This is a genomic window from Streptomyces sp. NPDC085946 (assembly GCF_044540485.1).
Lineage (GTDB): Bacteria > Actinomycetota > Actinomycetes > Streptomycetales > Streptomycetaceae > Streptomyces.
Map to the genome: position 1 here is coordinate 210,854 of NZ_JBITSF010000008.1, position 24,494 is coordinate 235,347.

Annotated in this window: 27 protein-coding genes; 4 read left to right on the forward strand and 23 right to left on the reverse strand. The window is 71.2% G+C overall.

From position 1 onward, the window contains the following. Positions 1-11 precede the first annotated feature (11 nt). Together coaA and ACIF8T_RS18365 are read left to right on the forward strand one after the other, a co-directional pair. A complete protein-coding gene (coaA, locus tag ACIF8T_RS18360) occupies positions 12-980 on the forward strand; it encodes a type I pantothenate kinase (protein WP_400036423.1) in 969 nt (322 codons plus the stop codon). A gap of 34 nt (positions 981-1,014) precedes the next feature. Continuing rightward, positions 1,015-1,956: a DUF389 domain-containing protein gene (locus tag ACIF8T_RS18365; protein ID WP_400036206.1), complete on the forward strand. Its 942-nt coding sequence runs from the start codon at positions 1,015-1,017 to the stop codon at positions 1,954-1,956. Here ACIF8T_RS18365 and glmM read toward each other — a convergent pair. The 4 genes from glmM to ACIF8T_RS18385 form a co-directional block, all read right to left on the reverse strand. Next, positions 1,953-3,311: a phosphoglucosamine mutase gene (gene glmM / locus ACIF8T_RS18370; RefSeq protein WP_400036208.1), complete on the reverse strand. Its 1,359-nt coding sequence runs from the start codon at positions 3,309-3,311 to the stop codon at positions 1,953-1,955. The genes ACIF8T_RS18365 and glmM overlap by 4 nt on opposite strands. A 233-nt stretch (positions 3,312-3,544) precedes the next feature. After that, entirely contained in the window at positions 3,545-4,057 is a 513-nt protein-coding gene (rpsI, locus tag ACIF8T_RS18375; protein ID WP_365828312.1) for a 30S ribosomal protein S9, read from the reverse strand. Positions 4,058-4,099: 42 nt separating this feature from the next. Further along, positions 4,100-4,543 carry a 50S ribosomal protein L13 gene (gene rplM / locus ACIF8T_RS18380; RefSeq protein WP_019754543.1) on the reverse strand — a complete coding sequence of 148 codons (444 nt, stop codon included), beginning with the start codon at positions 4,541-4,543 and terminating at the stop codon, positions 4,100-4,102. A gap of 171 nt (positions 4,544-4,714) precedes the next feature. Beyond that, a complete protein-coding gene (locus ACIF8T_RS18385; protein WP_400036210.1) occupies positions 4,715-5,947 on the reverse strand; it encodes a glycosyltransferase 87 family protein in 1,233 nt (410 codons plus the stop codon). A gap of 74 nt (positions 5,948-6,021) precedes the next feature. Here ACIF8T_RS18385 and ACIF8T_RS18390 point away from each other — a divergent pair, with 74 nt between their 5' ends. Beyond that, positions 6,022-6,897 (forward strand): hypothetical protein, encoded by an 876-nt coding sequence (locus ACIF8T_RS18390; RefSeq protein ID WP_400036212.1) that lies wholly within the window; start codon positions 6,022-6,024, stop codon positions 6,895-6,897. Positions 6,898-6,951: 54 nt separating this feature from the next. Here ACIF8T_RS18390 and ACIF8T_RS18395 read toward each other — a convergent pair whose 3' ends face one another. The 5 genes from ACIF8T_RS18395 to ACIF8T_RS18415 all read right to left on the reverse strand — a co-directional run bounded on the left by ACIF8T_RS18395 (position 6,952) and on the right by ACIF8T_RS18415 (position 13,773). Next, positions 6,952-8,022, reverse strand: coding sequence for an NlpC/P60 family protein (locus ACIF8T_RS18395; RefSeq protein WP_400036214.1), 1,071 nt, complete (start codon positions 8,020-8,022; stop codon positions 6,952-6,954). A gap of 17 nt (positions 8,023-8,039) precedes the next feature. Continuing rightward, on the reverse strand, positions 8,040-8,522 hold the full coding sequence (locus ACIF8T_RS18400) for a poly-gamma-glutamate biosynthesis protein PgsC/CapC (RefSeq protein WP_400036216.1): 483 nt from the start codon (positions 8,520-8,522) through the stop codon (positions 8,040-8,042). An 86-nt stretch (positions 8,523-8,608) separates the two neighbouring features. After that, a complete protein-coding gene (gene pgsB / locus ACIF8T_RS18405; RefSeq protein ID WP_400036218.1) occupies positions 8,609-10,135 on the reverse strand; it encodes a poly-gamma-glutamate synthase PgsB in 1,527 nt (508 codons plus the stop codon). Between the two features lie 6 nt (positions 10,136-10,141). Continuing rightward, the gene (locus tag ACIF8T_RS18410; RefSeq protein ID WP_400036425.1) at positions 10,142-12,388 is read right to left on the reverse strand and encodes a HAMP domain-containing protein; all 2,247 of its coding nucleotides are present in this window, start codon (positions 12,386-12,388) and stop codon (positions 10,142-10,144) included. Between the two features lie 203 nt (positions 12,389-12,591). Beyond that, a complete protein-coding gene (locus ACIF8T_RS18415; protein WP_400036220.1) occupies positions 12,592-13,773 on the reverse strand; it encodes a CapA family protein in 1,182 nt (393 codons plus the stop codon). Between the two features lie 191 nt (positions 13,774-13,964). Between ACIF8T_RS18415 and ACIF8T_RS18420 the strand changes: the two genes are divergently transcribed. Further along, complete coding sequence (locus ACIF8T_RS18420; RefSeq protein WP_400036222.1) at positions 13,965-14,774, forward strand: hypothetical protein; 810 nt, start codon at positions 13,965-13,967, stop codon at positions 14,772-14,774. 21 nt (positions 14,775-14,795) lie between these two features. Here the strand turns inward: ACIF8T_RS18420 and truA are convergent, their stop codons facing one another. The 14 genes from truA to rplR all read right to left on the reverse strand — a co-directional run bounded on the left by truA (position 14,796) and on the right by rplR (position 24,491). Beyond that, positions 14,796-15,653: a tRNA pseudouridine(38-40) synthase TruA gene (gene truA / locus ACIF8T_RS18425; protein WP_400036224.1), complete on the reverse strand. Its 858-nt coding sequence runs from the start codon at positions 15,651-15,653 to the stop codon at positions 14,796-14,798. A gap of 139 nt (positions 15,654-15,792) precedes the next feature. Then, positions 15,793-16,308: a 50S ribosomal protein L17 gene (gene rplQ, locus ACIF8T_RS18430; protein ID WP_400036226.1), complete on the reverse strand. Its 516-nt coding sequence runs from the start codon at positions 16,306-16,308 to the stop codon at positions 15,793-15,795. Positions 16,309-16,476: 168 nt separating this feature from the next. Beyond that, entirely contained in the window at positions 16,477-17,499 is a 1,023-nt protein-coding gene (locus ACIF8T_RS18435; RefSeq protein ID WP_003966937.1) for a DNA-directed RNA polymerase subunit alpha, read from the reverse strand. A 150-nt stretch (positions 17,500-17,649) separates the two neighbouring features. Then, positions 17,650-18,054 carry a 30S ribosomal protein S11 gene (gene rpsK / locus ACIF8T_RS18440; protein WP_003956432.1) on the reverse strand — a complete coding sequence of 135 codons (405 nt, stop codon included), beginning with the start codon at positions 18,052-18,054 and terminating at the stop codon, positions 17,650-17,652. A 65-nt stretch (positions 18,055-18,119) separates the two neighbouring features. Then, the gene (gene rpsM, locus ACIF8T_RS18445) at positions 18,120-18,500 is read right to left on the reverse strand and encodes a 30S ribosomal protein S13 (protein WP_010036675.1); all 381 of its coding nucleotides are present in this window, start codon (positions 18,498-18,500) and stop codon (positions 18,120-18,122) included. Between the two features lie 192 nt (positions 18,501-18,692). Beyond that, entirely contained in the window at positions 18,693-18,806 is a 114-nt protein-coding gene (gene rpmJ, locus ACIF8T_RS18450) for a 50S ribosomal protein L36 (protein WP_004984509.1), read from the reverse strand. 83 nt (positions 18,807-18,889) lie between these two features. Further along, positions 18,890-19,111, reverse strand: a complete 222-nt coding sequence (gene infA / locus ACIF8T_RS18455) for a translation initiation factor IF-1 (RefSeq protein ID WP_003948620.1) — start codon at positions 19,109-19,111, stop codon at positions 18,890-18,892. Positions 19,112-19,341: 230 nt separating this feature from the next. After that, positions 19,342-20,178, reverse strand: a complete 837-nt coding sequence (gene map / locus ACIF8T_RS18460) for a type I methionyl aminopeptidase (protein WP_400036427.1) — start codon at positions 20,176-20,178, stop codon at positions 19,342-19,344. 99 nt (positions 20,179-20,277) lie between these two features. Next, positions 20,278-20,940 (reverse strand): adenylate kinase, encoded by a 663-nt coding sequence (locus ACIF8T_RS18465; RefSeq protein ID WP_400036228.1) that lies wholly within the window; start codon positions 20,938-20,940, stop codon positions 20,278-20,280. Further along, positions 20,940-22,253 carry a preprotein translocase subunit SecY gene (gene secY, locus ACIF8T_RS18470; protein ID WP_400036230.1) on the reverse strand — a complete coding sequence of 438 codons (1,314 nt, stop codon included), beginning with the start codon at positions 22,251-22,253 and terminating at the stop codon, positions 20,940-20,942. Before secY ends, ACIF8T_RS18465 begins: the two co-directional genes overlap by 1 nt. Positions 22,254-22,817: 564 nt before the next feature. Next, positions 22,818-23,273 carry a 50S ribosomal protein L15 gene (gene rplO, locus ACIF8T_RS18475; RefSeq protein WP_029380982.1) on the reverse strand — a complete coding sequence of 152 codons (456 nt, stop codon included), beginning with the start codon at positions 23,271-23,273 and terminating at the stop codon, positions 22,818-22,820. Positions 23,274-23,275: 2 nt separating this feature from the next. Continuing rightward, positions 23,276-23,458 (reverse strand): 50S ribosomal protein L30, encoded by a 183-nt coding sequence (gene rpmD, locus ACIF8T_RS18480; RefSeq protein WP_003998814.1) that lies wholly within the window; start codon positions 23,456-23,458, stop codon positions 23,276-23,278. Between the two features lie 2 nt (positions 23,459-23,460). After that, entirely contained in the window at positions 23,461-24,066 is a 606-nt protein-coding gene (gene rpsE, locus ACIF8T_RS18485; protein ID WP_009190144.1) for a 30S ribosomal protein S5, read from the reverse strand. 41 nt (positions 24,067-24,107) lie between these two features. Then, the gene (gene rplR / locus ACIF8T_RS18490) at positions 24,108-24,491 is read right to left on the reverse strand and encodes a 50S ribosomal protein L18 (RefSeq protein ID WP_279548906.1); all 384 of its coding nucleotides are present in this window, start codon (positions 24,489-24,491) and stop codon (positions 24,108-24,110) included. Positions 24,492-24,494: the final 3 nt, after the last annotated feature.

Sequence of the window (24,494 nt, forward strand, 5' to 3'; positions counted from 1 at the left end):
CGGTCCCCTCGATGCCCCGGAGCGCCCACCGGCAGCGGCCGGAGGCGACTCCCTACGTCGATCTCACCCGCGCGGAGTGGAGTGCGCTGCGGGACAAGACGCCCTTGCCGCTGTCGGCCGAGGAGGTCGAGAGGCTGCGCGGCCTCGGTGACGTCATCGACCTCGACGAGGTGCGGGACATCTACCTGCCGCTGTCGCGGCTGCTCAACCTCTACGTCGGCGCCACGGACGGGCTCCGGGGGGCACTGAACACCTTCCTCGGCGAACAGGGCTCCCAGGCCGGCACGCCCTTCGTCATAGGGGTCGCCGGTTCCGTCGCCGTCGGCAAGTCCACCGTCGCCCGCCTCCTCCAGGCGCTGCTGCGCCGCTGGCCCGAGCACCCGCGCGTCGAGCTGGTGACGACGGACGGCTTCCTGCTGCCCACCGCCGAGCTCCAGGCCCGCGGCCTGATGTCGCGGAAGGGTTTCCCCGAGTCCTACGACCGCCGCGCCCTCACCCGGTTCGTCGCCGACATCAAGGCCGGCAAGGGCGAGGTCAGCGCGCCCGTCTACTCCCACCTGATCTACGACATCGTCCCCGGCGAGCAGCTCGTCGTACGGCGGCCCGACATCCTGATCGTCGAGGGGCTCAACGTCCTCCAGCCCGCCCTGCCCGGCAAGGACGGCCGCACCCGGGTCGGCCTCGCCGACTACTTCGACTTCAGCGTCTACGTCGACGCCCGCACCGAGGACATCGAGCGCTGGTACCTCAACCGCTTCAAGAAGCTGCGCGAGACCGCCTTCCAGGACCCGTCCTCGTACTTCCGCAGGTACACCCAGGTCTCCGAGGAGGAGGCCCTCGACTACGCCCGCACGATGTGGCGGACCATCAACAAGCCGAACCTCGTCGAGAACATCGCCCCCACCCGGGGCCGCGCCACCCTGGTGCTGCGCAAGGGCCCCGACCACACGGTCCAGCGCCTGAGCCTGCGCAAGCTGTGAACCGCCCCGGCACCGGCCTGCTACAAAGGGCGCCATGCTGCATCTTCGCCTGATCACGCCGGCCGAACGGACCGACGACGTGGTCCGTCTGATCGAGACGACCGTCGGCACCACCCACCTCGTGGTGCTGCCGGGCGCCGCGCGCAACCCGGCCGGGGACGTCGTGCTGTGCGACGTGGCGCGCGAGGCGGGCGACGAGCTGCTGAGCGAGCTGCAGGGGCTGGGCCTGGACCGGTCGGGGTCGATCGCGGTGGAGAACATCGACCTGTCGCTGTCCCGGCGCGCCGACCGCGCGGAGGAGGACGCCCCGGGCGAGAGCGCGGACGCGGTGCTGTGGGAGCACCTGACCGACGCCACGCACGAGGAGTCGAGCCTGTCGGTGACCTACCTCGCGTTCATCACGCTGGCCACCATGATCGCGGCCTGCGGTGTGGTGCTCGACAACGCGATCCTGATCGTGGGCGCGATGGCGGTGGGCCCGGAGTTCGGGCCGCTCGCCGGCATCTGCACGGCTGCGGTGCAGCGCATGCCGCGGCTCGCGCTGCGCTCGCTGCTCGCCCTCCTGGCGGGCTTCGCCGCGGCGATGGCGGTGACGGTGGGCTTCAGCCTGTTCATGGACGCCGTGGGGCTGTTCACCGAGGAGCAGCTGGAGGGCGACCGGCCGCAGACGGGCTTCGTCTACGCCCCCGACTGGTTCTCCTTCGTCGTGGCGGTCCTGGCCGGCGCCGCCGGCACCCTGTCCCTGACCTCCGCGAAGTCCGGCGCCCTCGTCGGCGTCGCCATCTCCGTGACGACCGTCCCGGCCGCCGCCAACGCGGCCGTGGCGCTGAGCTACGGCGACACCGAGCAGACCTGGGGATCGACGGAGCAGCTCCTGCTGAACCTGCTCGGCATCATCGTGGCCGGCACCCTCACGCTGCTGGCCCAGAAGTGGTTCTGGGCCAGGCAGCGCGGCCGGATGCACAAGGCCGGCTAGCCGAGCGCCGACTTCACCGCGTCCGCGAGCCGCCCGGCCACGGACCGGGCCTGCTCGATGTCCGCGGCCTCGACCATGACCCGCACCAGCGGCTCGGTGCCGGACGGCCGCAGCAGCACCCGCCCGGTCTCGCCGAGCTCCCGCTCGGCGTCGCCGACGGCGGCCGCGAGCTCCCCGGAGGTGCGGACCCGCGCCTTGTCGACGTCCGGCACGTTGATCAGCACCTGCGGCAGCCGCTCCATGACGGACGCCAGGTCCCGCAGCGTACGGCCGCTGTGCGCCACCCGGGCCGCGAGCAGCAGGCCGGTCAGCGTGCCGTCGCCGGTGGTCGCGTGGTCGAGGATGATCACGTGCCCGGACTGCTCGCCGCCGAGCGCGTAGCCGTGCTCCTTCATCTCCTCCAGGACGTAGCGGTCGCCGACCGCGGTCTGGACGAGGCGGATGCCCTCGCGCTCCATGGCGAGCTTGAAGCCCAGGTTGGACATGACGGTCGCCACGACCGTGTCGGACCGCAGCGTGCCGCGTTCCCGCATGGCGAGGGCGAGCACGGCGAGGATCTGGTCGCCGTCCACCTCCTCGCCGGTGTGGTCCACGGCCAGGCAGCGGTCGGCGTCGCCGTCGTGCGCGATGCCGAGGTCGGCGCCGTGCGCGACGACGGCGGCCTTGAGCTGGTCGAGGTGGGTGGAGCCGCACCCGTCGTTGATGTTGAGGCCGTCCGGCTCGGCGCCGATGGTCACGACCTCGGCGCCGGCCCGCCGGAACGCCTCCGGCGAGACCCGGGCGGCGGCGCCGTGCGCCTCGTCCAGGACGATCCTCAGCCCGTCGAGCCGGTTCGGCAGCACGCTCACCAGGTGCGAGACGTACCGCTCGGCGCCCTCCCCGTACTCCCGGACCCGGCCCACGCCCGCGCCGGTGGGCCGCTCCCACGGCTCGCCGCGGCGGTGCTCCTGGTAGACGGACTCGATGCGGTCCTCCAGCTCGTCGGCGAGCTTGTGGCCGCCGCGCGCGAAGAACTTGACGCCGTTGTCGGGCATGGCGTTGTGGCTGGCGGAGAGCATCACACCGAGGTCGGCGCCGAGCGCGCCGGTGAGGTACGCCACGGCGGGCGTCGGCAGCACGCCGACCCGCAGCACGTCGACGCCGGCGCTGGCCAGGCCCGCGACCACGGCGGCCTCCAGGAACTCCCCGGAGGCGCGCGGGTCACGCCCGACCACCGCGGTCGGCCGGTGTCCTTCGAACGTGCCCGCCTCGGCCAGCACGTGCGCCGCAGCGACGGAGAGGCCGAGGGCCATCTCGGCCGTCAGGTCCGCGTTCGCGACACCGCGCACGCCGTCCGTGCCGAAGAGTCGTCCCACTTGTCCTCCTGAGGAAGCGTCAGTTCCGGAAGCGGTGCGCCGGTGCGGCCCGCGCACGCTGCTTCCGCATCCCAGGCATGCGATGACATGCGATGCCCGGCCATCCCATCACACCAGCACACCAGCCTTTGAGCGCCTTGTGCCGTTATACGCCCTTGGCTGTGATAAACGAACGCCCCGGCGGCACAGTGGCGTGCCGCCGGGGCGTTCGGAGTACGAGCAGGCAGGCGTGCTTAGCGCTTGCTGTACTGCGGAGCCTTGCGGGCCTTCTTCAGACCGGCCTTCTTCCGCTCGACCGCGCGGTCGTCGCGGCGCAGGAAGCCGGCCTTCTTCAGCGGACCGCGGTTGTTGTCGACGTCCGCCTCGTTCAGCGCACGGGCGACACCGAGACGGAGCGCACCGGCCTGACCGGAGACACCGCCGCCGGAGATGCGGGCGACGACGTCGTAGCGGCCCTCGAGCTCGAGCACCTTGAAGGGCTCGTTCACTTCCTGCTGGTGCACCTTGTTCGGGAAGTAGTCCTCGAGGGTGCGACCGTTGATCTTCCACTTGCCGGTGCCCGGAACGATCCGGACGCGGGCGATGGCCTCCTTGCGGCGGCCCAGGCCGGCGGCCGGCTGGGGCTCGCCGAAGCGGGAGGCCAGGGACTCCGAGGTGTACTCGCCCTCGACGGGGACCTCGGACTCGGTGGTGTAGCTGTCGATGTCAAGCTCTTCGAGCGGCTGCTCGGCAGTGGTCTCGGCCACGATTCTCCTCAGATTCTCTTCAGTCTTAGGGGGTGGCCGGACTTACTGCGCGACCTGGGTGATCTCGTACGGCTGCGGCTGCTGCGCGCCGTGCGGGTGCTGGTCACCCTTGTAGACCTTCAGCTTCGAGAGCATCTGACGGCCCAGAGTGTTCTTGGGGAGCATGCCCTTGACGGCCTTCTCGATGGCCTTCTCGGGGTTCTTGTCGAGCAGCTCGTCGTAGCGGACCGAGCGCAGACCGCCCGGGTAGCCGGAGTGGCGGTAGGCCATCTTCTGGGTCCGCTTGTTGCCGGACAGGTGCACCTTGTCGGCGTTGATGATGATGACGAAGTCACCAGCGTCGACGTGCGGCGCGTAGATCGGCTTGTGCTTGCCCCGCAGAAGGGTGGCGGCAGTGCTGGCGAGACGGCCCAGGACAACGTCCTGAGCGTCGATGACGTGCCACTGGCGCGTCACATCGCCGGGCTTGGGGCTGTACGTACGCACGGTTCGTAGCCTTCGCTTCGAGTGAATGGTCCTAGACAAGGTCACCGAAACGATCACGACAGCCTTGACCGCACAGCGGTGACGCAAACCGCGTGCTGGTCGCTGGTCATCGGCCCGGTGGACCGGTGTAAGGGCCCGTCCCGTGAGAATGAGCAAGCCAATACACAACGACTAGGCAGGATACCGGGGCGCCCGAGGTGGGTCAAAACGCGGGATCACTGCCTCCTCCGAGTGTACGGGGTGCCGCCCCCCGTCCGGGACGGCCGCTCCGGCCGGGCGGCGCGACTGCCGGGCCACCGTCACCGCCAGCGCGCACAGCGTCACCGCGTCCCGGAACGCCCGTCGGCGCGGCGACTCCAGGTACGGCCAGGCCAGGCCGGGCACCTGCGGGACCAGGGCGAGCCAGAACCAGGGCCGCCGGGCCGCAGAGCCCGGGAACGGCAGCCCGGCGAGCAGCAGCGGCAGGACGACCAGCAGGTAGTGGTCGTAGGACGGGCGCGAGACGAGGAACGCCGAGAGCATCAGGCCCGCGGAGGTCTCGACGAGCCGGAGCGGGCCGGGGTCGGCCCGGCGCCAGCGGCGGTACGCGCACAGCACCCCGGCCGCGGCCGCCGTCGACGCGAGCGCCTCGGCGGGCGGGCGGGGCACCCCGAGCCGCGGCAGCACCGCCGCCGGGGAGGCCTCGTAGAGCCGGACGAAGCCGTCGTCGCCGTGCAGCAGGAAGGGCAGGGTGCGGGTGAGGAAGCCCGCGGGGTCGGGCAGCAGCAGGGCAGCCGCGCCGGAGGCGAGCGCCGGCACCAGGACCAGCACGCCCAGCGCGCGCCAGCGGCGGGCGAAGACGAACAGCAGCGCCACCGGGGCGAGCAGCGGTTTGAGCGCCACCGCCGCGCCGACGGCCGCGCCCGCCGCCACCCAGCGGCCCCGCCCGGCCAGCAGCAGGCACAGCGGCAGGGCCAGCGCCGCCGTCGCCGTCCAGTTGCCCAGCCGCACCAGGTGCCCGAACGGCGCGAAGCCCGCCGCGAGGGCGGTCAGGCCCAGGGCGGCGAAGCGGCTGCGCAGCGGCAGGCCGTACAGGCGCAGGGCGCAGGCCCAGCCGAGCGCCAGGCAGGCCGTCACCGCGACGGGCACCAGCACCCGCAGCACGCCCTGCGGCAGCAGCGCCTGCGGCACCGCGGCCAGGACCGCGCCGGGCAGGTAGAGGAAGTGCGGGTCGTCGTACGGCGAGCCGCCGGCCAGCCAGGTGCGGGCGGCCCGGACGACGATCGCGTTGTCCATGCCGCCGTCCGGGGCCGCCCGTGCGGTGCCGGCCGCCAGGGCTCCCAGCACCGCGGCGAGACCCGCCCACAGGTGCCAGGTCGCCGGCCGCACCAACCACCCGGAGATGTCGCTTTTGCCCGTCGCCATGGGAGGAACGCTAGGCGCTGCGCGGCCCAAAGAGGCGGAACAGCACGCCCCTTGGCCCGTCTAAGATGCGCCCCATGAGTTATGGGCAGGGGGATCCGCAGTCCCAGTGGGATCCCTGGAAACCGCATTCTCAGCAGCCCTGGAACAGCGGCGGGGGCCAGTCGCCGGACTGGGCGGCGCTCGCCGAGGCGTCCGAGGCCCGCAACAAGCGGCGCCGGCTGCTGTTCGTCGGCGGCGGCGCGCTGGCCACCATCGGGATCGCGGCGGCCGTCGCCGTGGCGGTGGTCTCGGCCAACGGCAGCGGCCAGGCGTCGAACAGCCCGGCCGCCCAGCTGCCCTCCACCGCCGACCTCCCGAGCGCCAGCGCCTCGGCGCCGTCCTTCGCGCCGACCAGCGCGCCGCCCCCGCTGGACCCGCGGGACTTCATCGCCAGCGCGGCCAAGGACAAGGCCCCGCTGAGCCCGGAGATCCTCTTCCCCGGCACCCAGTTGACGATGGGTCGGACGGTCTACGAGAAGGGCCCGACGGCCGACACGAGGAACTGCGCCTCGGCCGCCCGGCAGACCCTCCCCAAGGTCCTCGACGCCAACGACTGCACGCGCCTGATGCGCGTCACCTACACCCGCGACGGCATCGCGGTGACGGTCGGCGTGGCCGTCTTCGACACCGAGGCGCAGGCGGTGAAGGCCAAGCAGCAGGCCGACACCAGGAGCATCATCAAGTCGCTGTCCGGCGGCGGCGTGAAGGACTTCTGCGCCGGCGCGGTCTGCCGCACGACGACCAACTCCCTGGGCCGCTACGCCTACTTCACCATCACCGGCTTCACCAGCGGCAAGGACGTCACGACGAAGGACACGGCGGTGTTCTCCACCGGCGACGACCTCGCGGAGTTCACCTTCCGCCAGATCCGCCGGCGCGGCGAGGCCCAGGCGTCGGCGGCGGCCGGGTAGCGGCCGCACCGGTCTCCCGGGGACGGGCGTCCCCGGGGCCCCGGGGCGCGTGCGTCACAGGCGCTTGGCGCTGCGCAGCGTCTTGGCGTAGTAGCCGTTGCCGTCCAGCCGGGAGACACCGCCGATGTCGCCGATGGTCGGTCCGTTGATCTCCTCGCGGCTGGAGATGAAGACCAGGTGGCCCTCGGTGTCGTAGCCGAGCACCATGCCCACGTGGTCCAGCCGCTGCCCCGTCCGCTGGTCGAGCTTGAAGAAGACCAGGTCCCCGGGCTGGAGCTGGTCGATGGCGGACGGCCGGTCCTCCGCCGCGACACCGGTCAGCGGCAGGATGTCGACGCCCGCCTTGGAGCGGGCCATGCCGTTGGCGGTGCGCGGCAGGCCGTCGCCGGACGCGTCGGAGGACATCAGCGGGTAGCGGGCGCGGTAGCCCAGGACCATGCGCATGTAGCCGGAGCAGTCGATCGACCGGGCCCGCACGGCCTCCGGCTGCCCGACGACGCCGTCCCGGAAGGGGTAGGCGATGCCCAGGTAGTCGTAGAAGTCGGACTGCTCCAGGCGCAGGTCACCGCCCTCGGCCCCACCGGTGTTGAGGGGGCCGAAGTTGGCGTCCCCGGCGTAGACGACGCCCTGCTCGTCCTTCTTCTCCGGTGCGCCCGCCAGGTACTGGGAGGCGAACGCGAAGATGTCGTCCTCCTTGCTGTCCGCGTACTCGGCGTACCACTCCTTGAACCACTTCTCCTTCTCGGCGCCCTCGGACCACGGCTCGGGCATGAGCCGCACCCAGTCCGTGGTGGAGACCTTGGACCTGGTCGCGCTGGGCTCCTGGAAGGTGCGGGCCGGGCCGGTCAGGGTCGCCGTGCGCGCCCCGTCGGTGAAGACGGCCTCGATCTTGCCGTTGGCGCCGCGCAGCACGGACCGCGCCGGGTTCTCCAGGCGGGACCAGGTCTCCTGCCCGCGGTCCTGCGAGGCCTTGCCGGAGCCCTGCAGCACGCCGACGTTGCGCACCTCGGTGACGCCCGGCTGCTGGTCCTTGCGCAGCTCCACGGTGAGGTACCCCGAGGTCGCCACGAGCCCCAGCACCACCAGGCCCGACAGGACCGGCCGCGACTTCTTCTTTCCTGCCATCGTTGACTCCTGGGATCTCAGACGGTGGGCATGACGCCGAGCAGCAGGCCGGCGGCGACGACGATGTAGGCCATCAGGGAGACGGTGGCCGTGGCCAGCAGGGTGGCGCCCTTGGGCTGGCGCACCATCTGGTAGGCGATCAGGCCGGGGACGATGAAGCCCAGGGTCTGGTTGCCGTACAGCAGGGGGAACTCCAGCGAGAGCACGATCATCACCGTGGCCTGGAGCAGCACGCCCAGCAGCACCACCGCGGCGAACAGCCGCTTGCCGTACAGGATCACCAGCCGCTGCATGACCTTGGTGCCCGCGTAGGTCAGGGCGGTGACGCCCACCACCATGGCCGCCCGCTGCAGGTCCTCGATGAGCGTGAGGGCGATCCAGCCCGGGGTGATCATCCCGCCGGGCGAGAGGTTGGTGGTGAGGTAGCACAGCAGCGAGAAGAGCAGGCCTATGGCGATGCCCAGGGCGGCCATCTCGGGGCTGAGGGGGACGGTGGTCAACGGGATCTCCGGGCAGGGGTGCGGGTAGGGGGCGGGACGGGCGGCGGCGGCCGGCGGGGCGGGGGCTCCGCCGGGGCCTGGGGGCGTCAGGGCTGCGGGGGCAGCCCGCCGCCGTCGGCCGCCGGATACCGGGGCCGGCCGTGGGGATCGTCGTGGGGCCACGCCTCCTGGTGGGGGGCGTACGGCTGCGGGGGCCCGGCGGGTTCCGGGTGGCGCCCCGGCGTCCGGCCGGGACCGGCGTACGGCCCGGGCGCGGCGTCGCCGTACGGCGCCGACCGCTGGACCGGCATGCTGACGACCGGGATCTCCTGGGTCCGCGTGGCCTGGTAGCGCTCCTCGTACGCCATGGGGTACGGGGCGAACGGGTCCAGGCGCGCCGCCGGGGAGGACACCGGTGCGGCGGGGTGCTGCGCGTCGTCCGCCGGGGCGCCGTCGTCCACCGGGAGTTCGGCGAGGTACTCCAGGAGTTCCTCGCCCTGGCCGTGGATGTTGCCGATGGCGACCAGGGAGGAGTCGGCGGCCAGGCGGTCGAGCAGCGCCGGCATGAAGTCGTCGGCGGAGCGGCGTTCACCGCCCAGGTCGACCGCGCGGTCGCGCCACTGCGCCGGGATGGCGTCGATGGCGCTCCTGGCGGGGTGGCCGATGACGAACACGTTGTCCGGCTTCAGGTCGGGGATGATCTCGCCCATCTGGCCGTTGCGCTCGACGCGGTCCGGGCGGCAGTTGATCACCACGTTGAGGGGGCGGTGGACGGCCCCCAGGTCCAGCAGCTGGTTGATGTTCATCAGGGTGGACTCGGGGTCGTTCGCCGCGAAGACGTTGGCGAAGGCGAGGCGCTTGCCCTCCGGGGTGAGGTAGCGCTCCACGGACAGCACGCCCGGGTCCGGCGGGGCGTCGTACATGCCCTGCAGGGCGACCGCGCGCTCCACCCCGAGGAGTTCCGCGACGACCAGGGCGATCGCGACGTTCTCCTTGAAGGTGAACCAGCTGAAGCCGCGCAGCTCCTCGTCCGTCACGGTCTCGGGGTCGGCGTAGACCAGCCGGCAGTTACGGGCGTCCGCCTCCTCCTGGAGGATGTGGAAGCGCTCCTTCTCCGCGGTGACGCAGATGCCGTTCTCCGGCATCGAACGGCACAGCGAGCGCGCCACGTCGTCGAGCGTGGGGCCCATCTCGGCGAGGTGGTCCTCGCGCACGTTGCACAGCACCCCGATCGTCGACCGGATCAGCTTGCTCTGGTTGACCTCCTGGAGCGCCGGCATCACCGCCATGCACTCGATGACCAGGGCGTCGGGGCGGTAGGTGGCGGCCCGGCGGACGATGCCGATCTGCTCCACCACGTTGGCGATCCCGAACTTGCGGTAGACCGGCTCCTCGGTGGCGTCGGGGTGGATGAACCGCGCGGCCGTCCCCGTGGTCTTGGCCACGGTGACCATGTCGCCGCCGCGCAGGGCGCCCGCGCACAGCCGGGTGATCGACGACTTGCCGCGGATGCCGTTGACGAGGACCCGCGCCGGGATGCTGTGCAGGGCCGCGTAGTGCCGGCGCTGCTCCACGATGCCCGCCACGAGCAGGAACACCCCGCCGGTGAGCAGGACGAAGTAGAGATAGAGCACAGCGGGTCACCTTCCTCGGGCGCCGAGCCGGGGCTCGGCCTGCCGGCGCGCCTGGTTCTGCCGGCGGGCCTGCAACTGCTGTCGGATCAGTTCGAGGCTGCGCACCACGGCACCCACCTCGTCCTGGTAGCGCGGGTACAGCACGGTCTTGAGGTCGCCGTCGGCCAGCTTCTCGGCGCCGGCCGCCAGGGCCCGCAGCGGACGGGCCACGACCAGGTGCACCCAGCCGAGGCAGACGACGATCGCGGCCAGCCCGAGCATGCCGGCGAGCACGCTGCGGTCCTCGCGCTCGTAGGCGGCGATCTGCAGGTGCCTGGCGTCCTGCCAGCCGACGACCGTCCAGCCGATCTCGGCCGCGACGCCGCCGCCGGAGAAGGGGGCCGCCGCGGCCACGGTGATGCTCCGGCCCTCGCGGACGAGCAGCCCGTTCTCCTGCGGACCCGCGCCCACCTGAACGTTGGCGGCGCGCACCAGGTCGGGCAGGGTGTCGCCGGGCAGCTTCTCGAAGGCCAGGAAGCCGCGGTTGGCGGCGAGCGTGAGCGCGTCGGAGTCCACCACCCGCACCTCGCCGAGGCCGGGCCGGGCCAGCAGCGAGTTGAGGAACTCCACCCGCACCTCGCCGACCAGGGTGATCCCCTTGTGCTCGGGCACGACGGCGCCGGCCTGGATCACGGGCTTCTTGCCGCCCTTGCCCGACACCCGGATCTGCTCGCCCTTCGCGTCCGGGTCCCAGCCGGCGCGCGGCTCGTCCCCGGCCCGGGCGACGACGTCACCGCCGTCGTCGACGACGTACAGGGAGGCGTACCGGGTGTGCTCGCGCAGCGCGTCCCGGAGCAGGCCGGTCGTGGCGCCGGTGTCGGCGGGGTCGATGAGGCGGGCGGTGGAGACGAGGTCGGCCTGGGCCTCGTTGAGGGCCCTGCGGACCCGGTCGGCGATCAGGTCGACGCGGTCGCGCTGGTCGTTGACCAGGGTGGCCGGCACGCTCACCGAGCCGTCCGTGCGGTTCAGCAGCAGGCCGACCGGCACGCACCACAGCAACAGCAGCACGGCCGTCAGGGCGAGCGGCCCGCGCACCCCGAAGCGGGTCCCGCGGCCGTGGCCGGTGCCGCCGGTCCCCGGCCCGTCGAGCAGCTGCTCGCGCAGCCGCTCCAGGGCCTGCCCGATCCGCGCGGCCTCGCCGCGGCTGGGCACCGCGACGGGCCGGGTCAGGTCGCCCCGGGCGAGCCTGCGCGACTCCAGGAAGAGCCGCAGCAGGGGGCGCTGCACGGTCAGCCACAGCACGGCCGCCGCCAGCAGTCCGAGGACCACCAGCGCGCCCGCCGCGACCAGGCCGTACAGCTCCCGGCCCGCTTCGGACGCCTGGTGCTCGACGACCGGCAGCATGGCCACCACGGTCAGTCCCAGGCCCGCGCCGACGCTCTCCTCGTCCTCGGGGTCCGAGGAGGCGAGGGAGGCGTAGCCGGCGGTGGCGACGCGGCCGTTGTAGCCGTCGCCCACCAGGGTCCCGCTGACACCGGGGTAGCCCCGGGCGCCGGGCTCCCGGGCGCTGATGGGGTCCTGCTCGGCCGCCTCGGCGGCCTCGCCGGACAGCCGGCTCATCTGCTTGCGCAGGAAGCTCAGTTCCTTGCGCTCCGCGTCCGAGTTGAGCGCCTCGGACTGCTCGAAGCCGGCCGTGGCGAGGATCTCGCCGCCGCGCGCGACCACCGCCATCGAGCGGAACGGGCCCAGGTTGATGGCGGGCACGGACAGGCTGTTGGAGGCGATCAGCAGCTGCTGCGGACGGTCCTTCCAGTCCAGCACCGCCATGGTCATCAGGCGGACGTCGCCGGTCTCCAGCCGCACCATGCGCGGGGTCAGGGCCTGGTCACCGGTGAGGACGTCCTCGTCCAGCCAGCCGAGGGGAATCGTTTCCCCTCGCGCGGCGAGCACCTCTCCGCTCTCCAGGTCCAGCACGGTCGTGCCGGTCCACTTCTGGTACGTGCGGCCCAGGTCCGACAGGACGCGCTCCGGCCGCACCGGGGACCCCGCGTTCAGCGCCGCCGCGGTGCGGGTGAGGTCGGTGACCCGCTCGTCGATCGACGCGCGCAGCGCGATGGCCCCGTCCTGGGCGAAGTGCTGCTGCGAGGACAGCACCGCCCGGGGCACGGCCGGCTCCCCCGCGGGGCCGAGCACCCTGGCCGTGAGACCGGCCAGTGCCAGGATCAGCACGCACAGCACCGCGATCGGCGGACGGATGCCGCCCAGCAGCGGCATGTCCGCTCTGCGGCGGCTGCGCCGCCTGCCCCGGGGGGCGCGTGCGGCTCGGGTTGATGTCATGGGTGGTCTTCCCTCCGACCTCCACGGATGCACAGCGCCGGAAGGGAGGCACCGCTGACGCGGGCGTGAGACGCCGTCACTTAACAGACTCTTCGGGGGCGCCAGGGTTGTGGCCCGGGGCACCCTGTCATGCTGTGTCCCTAATCACGCTCCAGGACGAGCTCCTCGAGGCCGTCACCGCCCGGAGCCCCCCGGTTGAAGAGGAACCCGCGGGTGCGCTCCGCCGCCAGCCGGTAACGGGCGACGCGGTCCTCGGACAGCTCGCCCGGGGCGTCGATCGCCCGTCGGACGTCGACCACCCGGTGATCGGTGACCGCGCCCCGGGGGAGCTTCTGACCGGGCTCCACCTCGGGCGGGATGTCCACCAGCGTGGTGCGGTAGCGCGCGTCGACGTCCCAGCCGTCGGCCGTCTCCCGGAACTCGAACCAGCCGATGGCCCCCTCCTCGGTGAGCCCGGTGGGCGAGGAGTGGCGGGCCACCTGGTTGCCGAGGCTGTAGGCCACCCAGGTGCCGTTCAGCTTCTGGATCGGCTGCACCACGTGGGAGTGGTGCCCGATGACCAGGTCGATGCCGGTCTCCTCGGTGAGCCGCTCCGCCAGCCGCAGCTGGGGGTCGCTCGGCTCGTTGTAGTGCTCCAGGCCCCAGTGCACCGAGAGGATCACGACCTCGGCGCCCTGCTCGCGGGCCCGCGCCTCGGCCTTCCCGACCTCGTCCGCGCTGACCCGGTTGAACGCCCAGCGCTCCTTCTCGGGCGTCGGGTTGAGGAAGGACTCCCAGGAGTACGACAGGTGGGCGACCTTGACCCCGTTGACGTCGCGGATGTTGATCCGCCGCGCCTCCTCGGGCGTGCGCGCGGACCCGGTGTGCCCGAGCCCCGCCTTGTCCATGGCGTCGAGCGTGCGCTTCACCGCCTTGAGGCCGTGGTCGTAGGTGTGGTTCGACGCGGTCGAGCAGGTGTCGTACCCCACGTCCTTCAGGGACGACAGCACCTGGGGCGGGACCAGGAACTCGGGGTACCCCTCGAAGGGTCCCTCCGGCCCGCCGACCGGCGTCTCCATGTGGCAGATGGCCAGATCGGCGCTGCTGATGACAGGCTTCACCCCGGCGAGCAGCGGCCCGAAGTCCAGGCCGGCCTCTCCCGCGCCGGTCGCCTCGGCGTCCTTGGCGGCCTGTTCGACCAGCTCGGGGTGGATGAGCACGTCGCCCGCGGCCGCCACGGTGAACGAGCGGCCGCCCGCACCGGCCCGCGGATCGGAGGACTGCGTGCCGCACCCGGCGAGCAGCCCCGCCACGGCCGCCGCAACCCCCAGCGAACGCCCCATACGGAGAGACTTACGAAATGTCACCGCGTCATGCTCACATGACCCGCTGCACACAAACCGACATCGGCATCACAAGACGATCACATTTCGTTCGGATCGCTGCCCATGTCGGTCTGATAGTGGCGCTGTTCGGCTGCCAGTCGCCGTCGCACCGGGCCGCGGACGACCCCGGACCGGGTACCCGGGAGCTCGTGGACCTGCGCGACCGCATCCTCACGTACACGTCCGGCCTGCGGCCCGACGGCGACTACACCCCGCCCGGCCCCCAGGACCGGGAGCGGCTGGCCCGGGGCGTCGGACGGCTCCTGGAAGGCGACACCGCGGGCGCCGACCAGGTCCTCGCGCGGGCCGGCTTCGGCGTGACCCGGCTCGTGGACACCGCGTCCGGCCGGCGGTACGACGAGGTGGCGGCCACCCGCCGGGGCGAGGGCGAGCACTGGGGCCGGCTCTACGTCTCCGCCGACACCGGCGTCCGCTGGAGCGTCCAGGTGCCCCACCCGGTGGCGGACCGGGACACCGAACGGCTCGGCGTACGGCTCCTGGAGGGCACCCCCGGCGGGGCCCTGGTGGTGGCCGGCGCGCACCGCCGCGCCGGCCGGGGCGACGCGGCGGACGTCGCGCACCGGGAGGACAGCGCCTTCCACGCCATCGTCCTCGAACTGCACAAGCGCGACGTGCCCGGCCTCCAGCTGCACGGCTTCGCCCGGACCGACCGGCGCTCCTACGACGCCGTGCTCTCCACCGGAGCGGCGCAGCACACGGCGGACGGGGCCACCGCCCTGGCCGACCGCATGGAGGCGGACGGCCTGCGGGTGTGCCGCGGCTGGTCGGCGCGGTGTCCGCTGGAGGGCACCACGAACGTCCAGGGCCGGGCGGCACAGCGGCAGCACGCCACGTTCCTGCACGTGGAGCTCGCCCCGGCCGCGCGGCGCGACGGCACGAAGGGCGACGCCGCCGCCTCGGCCCTGGCCGGTCTCCTCACGACCTGGGCGGACGGCTGACCGGCGCGCGCTCCGGGCGGGTCAGCAGCAGCCGCCCGCCGGCAGCGTGCGCCGGTTCCGCGCCTCCCGGCTCCGCGCCGCCAGCAGCTCGTCCGCCGGGTAGCCGACCTCCTCCAGCGTCAGCCCGTGCGGCCGCACCACGTGCACGGCGGAGTCCCGCACGCCCGCCGCCAGCACCTTCGCGGGCCAGTCCGCCGGACGGTGCCCGTCCCCCACGAACAGCAGCGCCCCGATGAGCGAGCGCACCATGTTGTGGCAGAAGGCGTCGGCCCGGACGGTGGCGGTGACGATCCCGTCCTCGCCGCGCACCAGGCTCAGCTCCTGGAGCGTCCGGATGGTCGTCGCCCCCTCGCGCTTCTTGCAGTACGCGGCGAAGTCGTGCTCCCCGAGCAGCCCGCGCGCGGCCTCGTTCATCGCGTCGACGTCCAGCGGCCAGTCGTGCCACAGCACGTGCCCGCGCAGCAGCGGGTCCACGCCGCCCGGGTTGTCGGTGACGCGGTAGGCGTAGCGCCGCCAGATCGCGGAGAACCGCGCGTCGAAGCCGGGCGGCGCCTCCCGCAGCGCCCAGACCCGCACGTCCTTGGGCAGCCGGCCGGCGAGCCGCTTGAGCAGCTTCCCGCTCTGCTCCGCCCACACCTCGCGCGGCAGGTCCACGTGCGCCACCTGCCCCCGCGCGTGCACGCCCGCGTCGGTCCGCCCCGCCACGGTCAGCTCGTACGTCGTGCTCCCCGACCGCGTCACGGTCCGCAGGGCGTCCTCGATCTCCCCCTGCACGGTCCGCTTCCCGCCCGCCTGCTTGGCCCAGCCGTGGAAGGCGCTGCCGTCGTAGGACAGGTCGAGGCGGATACGGACGTGACCGGGGGCCGCTTCTTCACTCACGCACAGATCCTCTCAGGAACACGGAAGCGGGCCCGCTCCCGGGAGGGAGCAGGCCCGCGAATGCGCCGAAGGGGCGCGGGGAACCGCACGACCGGCCACGACGAGGCCGCGGCCGGAGGCACGGTCCCCGGCGGAACGCTTACGCGTCCTTGGACTCCTCGGCGGGAGCCTCGTCGGCCTTGGCGTCCTCGACCGGGGCCTCGTCGGCCTTGGTCTCCTCCGCCTTGGCCTCGTCGGCCTCCTTGACCGCGCGCTTGGTGGCGGCCTCGGCCTCACCGGTCGCCTGCTGCGCCACCGTCAGCGCCTCGACCAGCTCGATGACGGCCATGGGCGCGTTGTCGCCACGGCGGTTACCGATCTTGGTGATGCGGGTGTAGCCACCCGGACGGTTCTCGTAGCGCGGGCCGATCTCGGTGAAGAGCGTGTGGACGACGCCCTTGTCCGTGATGACCTGGAGCACCTGGCGGCGGTTGTGAAGGTCGCCCTTCTTCGCCTTGGTGATCAGGCGCTCGGCGTACGGCCGCAGACGGCGGGCCTTCGCCTCGGTGGTGGTGATCTTGCCGTGCTCGAACAGCGACTTCGCGAGGTTCGCGAGGAGCAGCTTCTCGTGCGCGGCGCTGCCGCCCAGACGGGCACCCTTGGTGGGCTTCGGCATGGTTCTTCTCCTGTGTGTCTGCCCCGGCCGTATCAGGTACCGGAGTCAGTATCCGAGCAGGCGGTCGCCTGTCGGAGATCCGGGGCGCCTTGCGACGCCCCGGAGGGTCCGCGCCCCGGCAGGGGCGCGGGGAACTGCGCGACCGGCCGCAACGGACCGGCAGCCGAATCAGTACTGCTCGGTCTCCACGAAACCGGCGTCAGCGTCGTCATCGGCACCGAACGCGTCAGCGGCGGCGGTCGGGTCGAATCCGGGCGGGCTGTCCTTCAGGGCCAGGCCCATGCCGGCCAGCTTCGCCTTGACCTCGTCGATCGACTTCGCACCGAAGTTGCGGATGTCGAGCAGGTCCGCCTCGGAGCGGGCGACGAGCTCACCCACGGAGTGGATGCCCTCGCGCTTGAGGCAGTTGTACGACCGAACGGTGAGCTCCAGCTCCTCGATCGGCAGCGCCAGGTCGGCGGCCAGGGCGGCGTCCGTCGGGGACGGGCCCATGTCGATGCCCTCGGCGTCGATGTTGAGCTCGCGGGCCAGACCGAACAGCTCGACCAGGGTCTTGCCGGCCGACGCCATGGCGTCACGCGGACGCATGGCCTGCTTGGTCTCGACGTCGACGATCAGCTTGTCGAAGTCGGTGCGCTGCTCGACACGGGTCGCCTCGACCTTGTAGGTGACCTTGAGGACCGGCGAGTAGATGGAGTCGACCGGGATGCGGCCGATCTCCTGGCCCACCTGCTTGTTCTGCACGGCGGAGACGTAGCCGCGACCGCGCTCGACGGTCAGCTCCATCTCCAGCTTGCCCTTGCCGTTGAGCGTGGCGAGGACGAGGTCGGGGTTGTGCACCTCGACACCGGCCGGGGGCGCGATGTCGGCGGCGGTGACCAGACCCGGGCCCTGCTTGCGCAGGTACATCACGACCGGCTCGTCGTGCTCCGAGGAGACGACCAACTGCTTGATGTTGAGGATCAGGTCGGTGACGTCCTCCTTGACGCCCGGCACGGTGGTGAACTCGTGCAGGACACCGTCGATGCGGATGGACGTGACCGCCGCACCCGGGATCGAGGAGAGGAGGGTACGGCGCAGGGAGTTGCCGAGGGTGTAGCCGAAGCCCGGCTCCAGCGGCTCGATCACGAACCGGGAGCGGAATTCGTCGACGACCTCTTCGGTCAACGAGGGACGCTGAGCGATCAGCATGTGTGGATCAGATCCTTCAGTCGTGGGCGCCCGCTATATGACGCCCGACTCAAGCCGTCCCCGAAAGGAAGGGACGGGTACTGCAAGGGTACGGGCGGCACGCCCCTTGCGGACCGTGCCGCCCGGAAACCTGCGGCGAAGAGCCGTGCGTCAGACGCGGCGGCGCTTCGGCGGACGGCAGCCGTTGTGCGGGGTCGGCGTGACGTCCTGGATGGAGCCGACCTCGAGGCCGGTCGCCTGCAGGGAGCGGATCGCGGTCTCGCGACCGGAGCCCGGGCCCTTGACGAAGACGTCGACCTTGCGCATGCCGTGCTCCTGGGCGCGGCGGGCGGCCGACTCGGCGGCCATCTGCGCGGCGAACGGCGTGGACTTCCGGGAGCCCTTGAAGCCGACGTGGCCGGCGGAGGCCCAGGAGATCACGTTGCCGGACGGGTCCGTGATGGAGACGATCGTGTTGTTGAACGTGCTCTTGATGTGCGCGTGGCCGTGAGCGACGTTCTTCTTTTCCTTGCGGCGCACCTTCTTGGCAGCGCCCTGACGTCCCTTGGGGGGCATCTCTTAACTCCTACGGGAGGTGGTCGGTCCTACAGCGAAGACCGTGGACAGGCGTCCGCTGCGGACTACTTCTTGCCCGGCTTCTTCTTGCCGGCGATGGCGCGACGCGGGCCCTTGCGGGTGCGGGCGTTGGTGCTCGTGCGCTGACCACGGACAGGCAGACCGCGACGGTGGCGCAGACCCTGGTACGTGCCGATCTCGACCTTGCGGCGGATGTCGGCCTGGATCTCGCGACGGAGGTCACCCTCGGTCTTGATGTTGTTGTCGACGTACTCGCGGATCGCGACCAGCTGCTCTTCGGAGAGGTCCCGGACACGGGTGTTCGGGTCCACGCCGGTGGCGGCCAGCGTCTGCTGGGAAAGGGTCCGGCCGATGCCGAACACGTAGGTCAGGGCGATCTCCACGCGCTTGTCGCGCGGGATGTCGACACCGGAAACGCGTGCCATTCAATGGCTCCTGGTGATCTTCGGAGGTCTGCCGCAGGACCGGCTCCCAGCCGCCGTATCAGGTACGGACTGGGTCCCCGGCCTCCGAACCGGGGGTGTCGAGCCATGACGGCTCGGGCCCTGCGTATGAACATATTCAGCTCGCGTCGCGCGAATCTCTGCGATAGCGGTGCAGAGGGTGTGATCGTGCGGTCAGCCCTGGCGCTGCTTGTGGCGCGGGTTCTCGCAGATGATCATGACCCGGCCGTGACGGCGGATCACCCTGCACTTGTCGCAGATCTTCTTGACGCTCGGCTTGACCTTCATGGGATTGAGGTTCTCCGGGTCAGTGCCACCCACCCCGCGGCAAACGGGATGCGCGCCCCGACGCAGCGGGGCACGGGCAAGATCTACTTGTAGCGGTAGACGATCCGGCCACGGGTCAGGTCGTACGGAGACAGCTCCACCACGACCCGGTCGTCAGGGAGGATGCGGATGTAGTGCATACGCATCTTGCCGCTGATGTGTGCCAGGACCTGGTGGCCGTTCTGGAGCTCGACCTTGAACATGGCGTTCGGAAGAGACTCGACGACAGTGCCCTCGATCTCGATGGCACCTTGCTTCTTGGCCACGCTTCGCCCTTCGAATCGACTACCTTGATCGACTCCCACGTGCACCACGAGGTGCATGCGGACATGCGGGTGCACGAGAGCCGACGAGTCAGTCTACGTCAGCACACCCGGAAAGGCGAAATGGAAGGAGTCTGCCCCACACCGCAGATCATTATGCGGGCGGGCGGGGACAGCCTCGGCCCGCCTCCCGGTCACGGGAGGCGAGGGCGGGCACGGGACGGGGGCCGCCGTCAGGCCAGCGGGTCGGGCGCCGCCGTGATGCCGTACTCGGCGAGCTTGGCCCGGCCGCCGTCGGGGGCGGTCAGGACCAGCGGGCCCTGCTCGGTCAGGGCGACGGAGTGCTCCCAGTGGGAGGACCAGGTGCCGTCCGTGGTGACGACCGTCCAGTCGTCCTGGAGCACCCGGGTCTTCGGCGTGCCGAGCGACACCATCGGCTCGATGGCCAGGCAGAAGCCGGGGACCAGCTTCGGGCCCTTGCCGCGGCGCCGGTCGACGTAGTTCAGCAGGTGCGGGTCCATGTGCATCTCGGTGCCGATGCCGTGGCCGCCGTAGTCCTCGATGATCCCGTACCGGCCGCCGCCCGGCTTGGGCTGACGGCGGATGTACGTCTCGATGGCCCGGGAGACGTCGACGAGCCGGTTGCCCTGCTTCATGGCCGCGATGCCGGCCCACATCGACTCCTCGGTGACCCGGGAGAGCTCGATCAGCTCCGGGGCGTGACCCGAGCCCACGAACGCGGTGTACGCGGCGTCGCCGTGCCAGCCGTCGACGATCGCGCCGCAGTCGATGGAGATGACGTCGCCGTCCTTGAGGACGACCTCGTCGGAGGGGATGCCGTGGACGACGACCTCGTTGACCGAGGTGCAGATCGTCGCGGGGAAGCCGCCGTAGCCGAGGAAGTTCGGCTTGGCGTTGTGCTCGGCGAGCACCTTGCGGGCGACCTGGTCCAGATCCTTCGTCGTGGCGCCCGGGACGGCGGCCTCACGGGTCGCCGCGTGGATGGCGGCGACGACCAGGCCCGCCTCACGCATCTTGGCGATCTGCTCGGGGGTCTTGATCTGCACCATGGGGGCCCTGCGCTCTCCGTCACTCACGTCAACCGGTTACCTGCACAACAGTACGGCCGTGGCACCCCCGCGGGCGCCACGGCCGGATGAGGCCGGCGGCTACTTGTCGGCGCTCTCGCGCTTCAGCGCCTCCAGCGCCCGCTGCGTGACCTCGTCGACCGGGCCCATGGCGTTGATCGTCACGACCAGGCCCTGGGACTTGTAGTAGTCGATGATCGGCTCGGTCTGCGTGTGGTAGACCTCCAGCCGGGTGCGCACGGTCTCCTCGGAGTCGTCGTCGCGCTGGTACAGCTCGCCGCCGCAGACGTCGCAGACGCCTTCCTTGGCGGGCTGCTTGTACGACACGTGGAAGACGTGCGCGGAGTCGTTGCGGCAGATGCGCCGGCCGGCGATCCGCTTGACGACCTCGCCCTCGGGCGCCTCCAGGTCCAGGACGGCGTCCAGCGTGATGCCCTCGGTCTCCAGGAGCTCGTCGAGCGCCTCGGCCTGGGAGACGTTGCGGGGGAAGCCGTCCAGCAGGAAGCCGCCTTCGGCGTCGGGCTGCTCCATGCGGTCCTTGGCCATCGCGATGGTGACCTCGTCCGGCACCAGGTTGCCGGCGTCCATGTAGGACTTCGCGAGCTTCCCGAGCTCCGTCTGCCGGCTGATGTTGGCTCGGAACAGGTCGCCGGTGGAGATGTGCGGAATGCGCAGCTTCTCGGCAAGGCGCGTGGCCTGCGTACCCTTGCCTGCACCCGGCGGCCCGACCAGGACGATTCGCATCAGCGGAGGAACCCTTCGTAATTGCGCTGCTGGAGCTGGCTCTCGATTTGCTTCACCGTCTCGAGACCGACACCCACGATGATCAGGATGCTGGTCCCGCCGAACGGGAAGTTCTGGTTTGCCCCGAAACCTGCCAACGCCATCGTCGGCACGAGAGCGATCAGACCCAGATACAGCGAACCCGGCCAGGTGATCCGGTTGAGCACGTAGCTGAGGTACTCAGCGGTCGGTCGGCCAGCCCGGATGCCCGGGATGAAGCCACCATACTTCTTCATGTTGTCCGCGACTTCCTCGGGGTTGAACGAGATGGCCACGTAGAAGAACGCGAAGAAGACGATCAGAAGGAAGTACAGCGCGATGTGCGCGGGCGCGGCCGTGTCCGCGAGGTTCTGGCGGATCCAGGTCGCCCAGCCCGCGGTCGAGTTGGTGAACTGGACGATCAGCGCCGGGATGTAGAGCAGCGACGACGCGAAGATGACCGGAATCACACCCGCCTGGTTGACCTTGAGCGGGATGTAGGTCGAGGTGCCGCCGTAGGAGCGGCGGCCGATCATGCGCTTCGCGTACTGCACGGGGACACGGCGCTGGGCCTGCTCGACGAAGACCACCAGGCCGACCATGACCAGGCCGACGAGGATCACGGTGCCGAACTCGATCCAGCCACCCGCGAGGTCGCCCTGCTCCTTGATGGCCCACAGGGCGGCGGGGAAGGTGGCGGCGATCGAGATGAACATCAGGATCGACATGCCGTTGCCGATGCCGCGGTCGGTGATGAGCTCGCCGAGCCACATCACCAGCGCCGTGCCGGCGGTCATGCAGATGACCATGGTGATGGTCACGAAGATCGACTGGTCGGGAACGATCTGGCTGCCGACCGGGCAGTTGGTGAACAGGGCGCCGCTGCGGGCGGTGGCCACCAGGCCGGTGCCCTGCAGGACCGCGAGGGCCACCGTCAGGTAGCGGGTGTACTGGGTGATCTTCGCCGTACCGGACTGGCCCTCCTTCTTGAGGGCTTCCAGGCGCGGGATCACCACGGTCAGCAGCTGAAGGATGATGCTCGCCGTGATGTAGGGCATGATGCCCAGCGCGAAGACCGTGACCTGCAGCAGTGCGCCACCGCTGAACATGTTGACCAGACCGAACAGGCCGGAGTTGGACTCGACCGCGTCGATGCAGGTCTGGACGTTCTGGTAGTTCACACCCGGGATCGGGACCTGGGTACCGATCCGGTACAGCACGATGATGCCGAGCGTGAAGAGCAGCTTCTTGCGCAGGTCGGGCGTCTTGAACGCCCGGGCGAACGCGGTGAGCACGGTGCCTCCTGCGACCCCCGCGTTCGCTACGCGAGAGGTGACGGTATGTTGTGCGAGGGACGGAATTCTCTGTGCCTGATGCCCCGCCCGACCACGAGGTCCGACGACAGGGCATCAGGGAGACTAACAGTGTCGACCACCCTACGCGGAGCCCGCACCGACAGGAAACCGCCCTGTCGGCCAGTGTTGAAGCCGATACGGGTGTGACACGGGTGCTGTGAGCCCCCTGTCACCAGCCCCGGCGCGGCCCGGACGCCCGCCCCGACGCCTCCGGAGCCTTTTCCAGGCCCTTCAAGGCGCCCCTCGCCTCGTTTCCGCCGTTCCACGGCCTTCTGCGCCGCTCCACGGCCCCTTCCGCCGCCGAGCGCCTCGCACGGCCTTTCCGCCGTGTCCCGAGCCGCCTCCCCCGGGCGTCCGCCGCGCGACGGACGTCACGCCGGCGGCGCGACACATCTCACCCGCACGCGCCCCGCGCCGCACCCCCGCGCACGGGGGCGGACACACGGAAAGGCCGGGAGCCCCCGGAGGGAACTCCCGGCCTTCGCCGTTGTCGGGTCAGCCGGCTCAGACGAGCTCGGTGACCGAACCGCCGGCGGCGGCGATCTTCTCCTTGGCGGAGGTGGAGGCCTTGTCGACCTTCACCGTCAGCGCCACGGAGATCTCACCCTCGCCGAGGACCTTGACCAGGCTGTTCTTGCGAACGGCGCCCTTGGCCACCAGGTCCTCGACCGTGACCTCGCCACCCTGCGGGTAGAGCTTGGCCAGCTTGTCGAGGTTCACGACCTGGTACTCGGTCTTGAACGGGTTCTTGAAGCCCTTCAGCTTCGGGAGACGCATGTGGAGCGGCATCTGGCCACCCTCGAAGCTCTCCGGAACCTGGTAGCGGGCCTTGGTGCCCTTGGTACCACGACCGGCCGTCTTACCCTTCGACGCCTCACCACGACCCACACGGGTCTTGGCGGTCTTGGCGCCCGGGGCGGGACGGAGGTTGTGGATCTTGAGCGGGTTGTTCTCCGCCATGATCAGTCGACCTCCTCGACCGTCACGAGGTGGCGGACGGTGTGCACCATGCCGCGGAACTCGGGGCGGTCCTCCTTGACGACCACGGTGTTGATCCCCTTGAGACCAAGCGACCGCAGGGTGTCACGGTGGTTCTGCTTGCTGCCGATGTAGGACTTGACCTGCGTGATCTTGAGCTGCGCCATGATTACGCACCCGCCCCGGCACGCGCACGGAGAAGAGCCGCGGGGGCGACGTCCTCGAGCGGCAGACCGCGGCGGGCCGCGATCTCCTCGGGACGCTGCAGGCCCTTGAGGGCCTCCACGGTCGCGTGCACGATGTTGATGGCGTTGTCGGAGCCGAGCGACTTCGACAGCACGTCGTGGATACCGGCGCACTCGAGCACGGCACGCACCGGACCACCGGCGATCACACCGGTACCGGGCGACGCGGGCTTGAGCAGCACGACGCCGGCAGCCTTCTCACCCTGGATGGGGTGCGGGATGGTGCCCTGGATGCGGGGGACCTTGAAGAAGTGCTTCTTGGCCTCCTCAACGCCCTTGGCGATGGCGGCCGGCACCTCCTTGGCCTTGCCGTATCCGACACCCACGGTGCCGTCACCGTCGCCCACCACGACCAGCGCGGTGAAGCTGAAGCGACGACCACCCTTCACAACCTTGGCGACGCGGTTGATCGCGACGACGCGCTCAACGTACGCGGTCTTCTCGGCGGCAGCTGCGCCGCCGTCACGGCCCTTCCGGTCCCGCCGCTCGCCGCCACCGGCACCGCCACCGCGGCGCTGGGGTCCAGCCATTGGAATTACCTCTCTCTGTTTCCGCTAGCTACGGAACCGGCTCAGAACTTCAGGCCGGCTTCGCGGGCGGCGTCCGCCAGAGCGGCGATGCGCCCGGCGTACTGGTTGCCACCTCGGTCGAACACGACGGCCTCGACACCGGCGGCCTTGGCACGCTCGGCGACCAGGGCGCCGACCTGCTTGGCCTGCGAGGACTTGTCGCCCTCGCCACCGCGGATCGAGCTGTCCAGGGTGGACGCCGACGCCAGGGTGTGGCCCTTGAGGTCGTCGATCACCTGCGCCACGATGTGGCGGTTGGAGCGGGTCACGACCAGACGGGGACGCTCGGCGGTACCCGAGACCTTCTTGCGGATCCGGATGTGGCGGCGCTTGATAGCGGCACGCTTGTAGGCGTCGCCCTTGAGGATCTTCTGCCCGTATGCCATGGC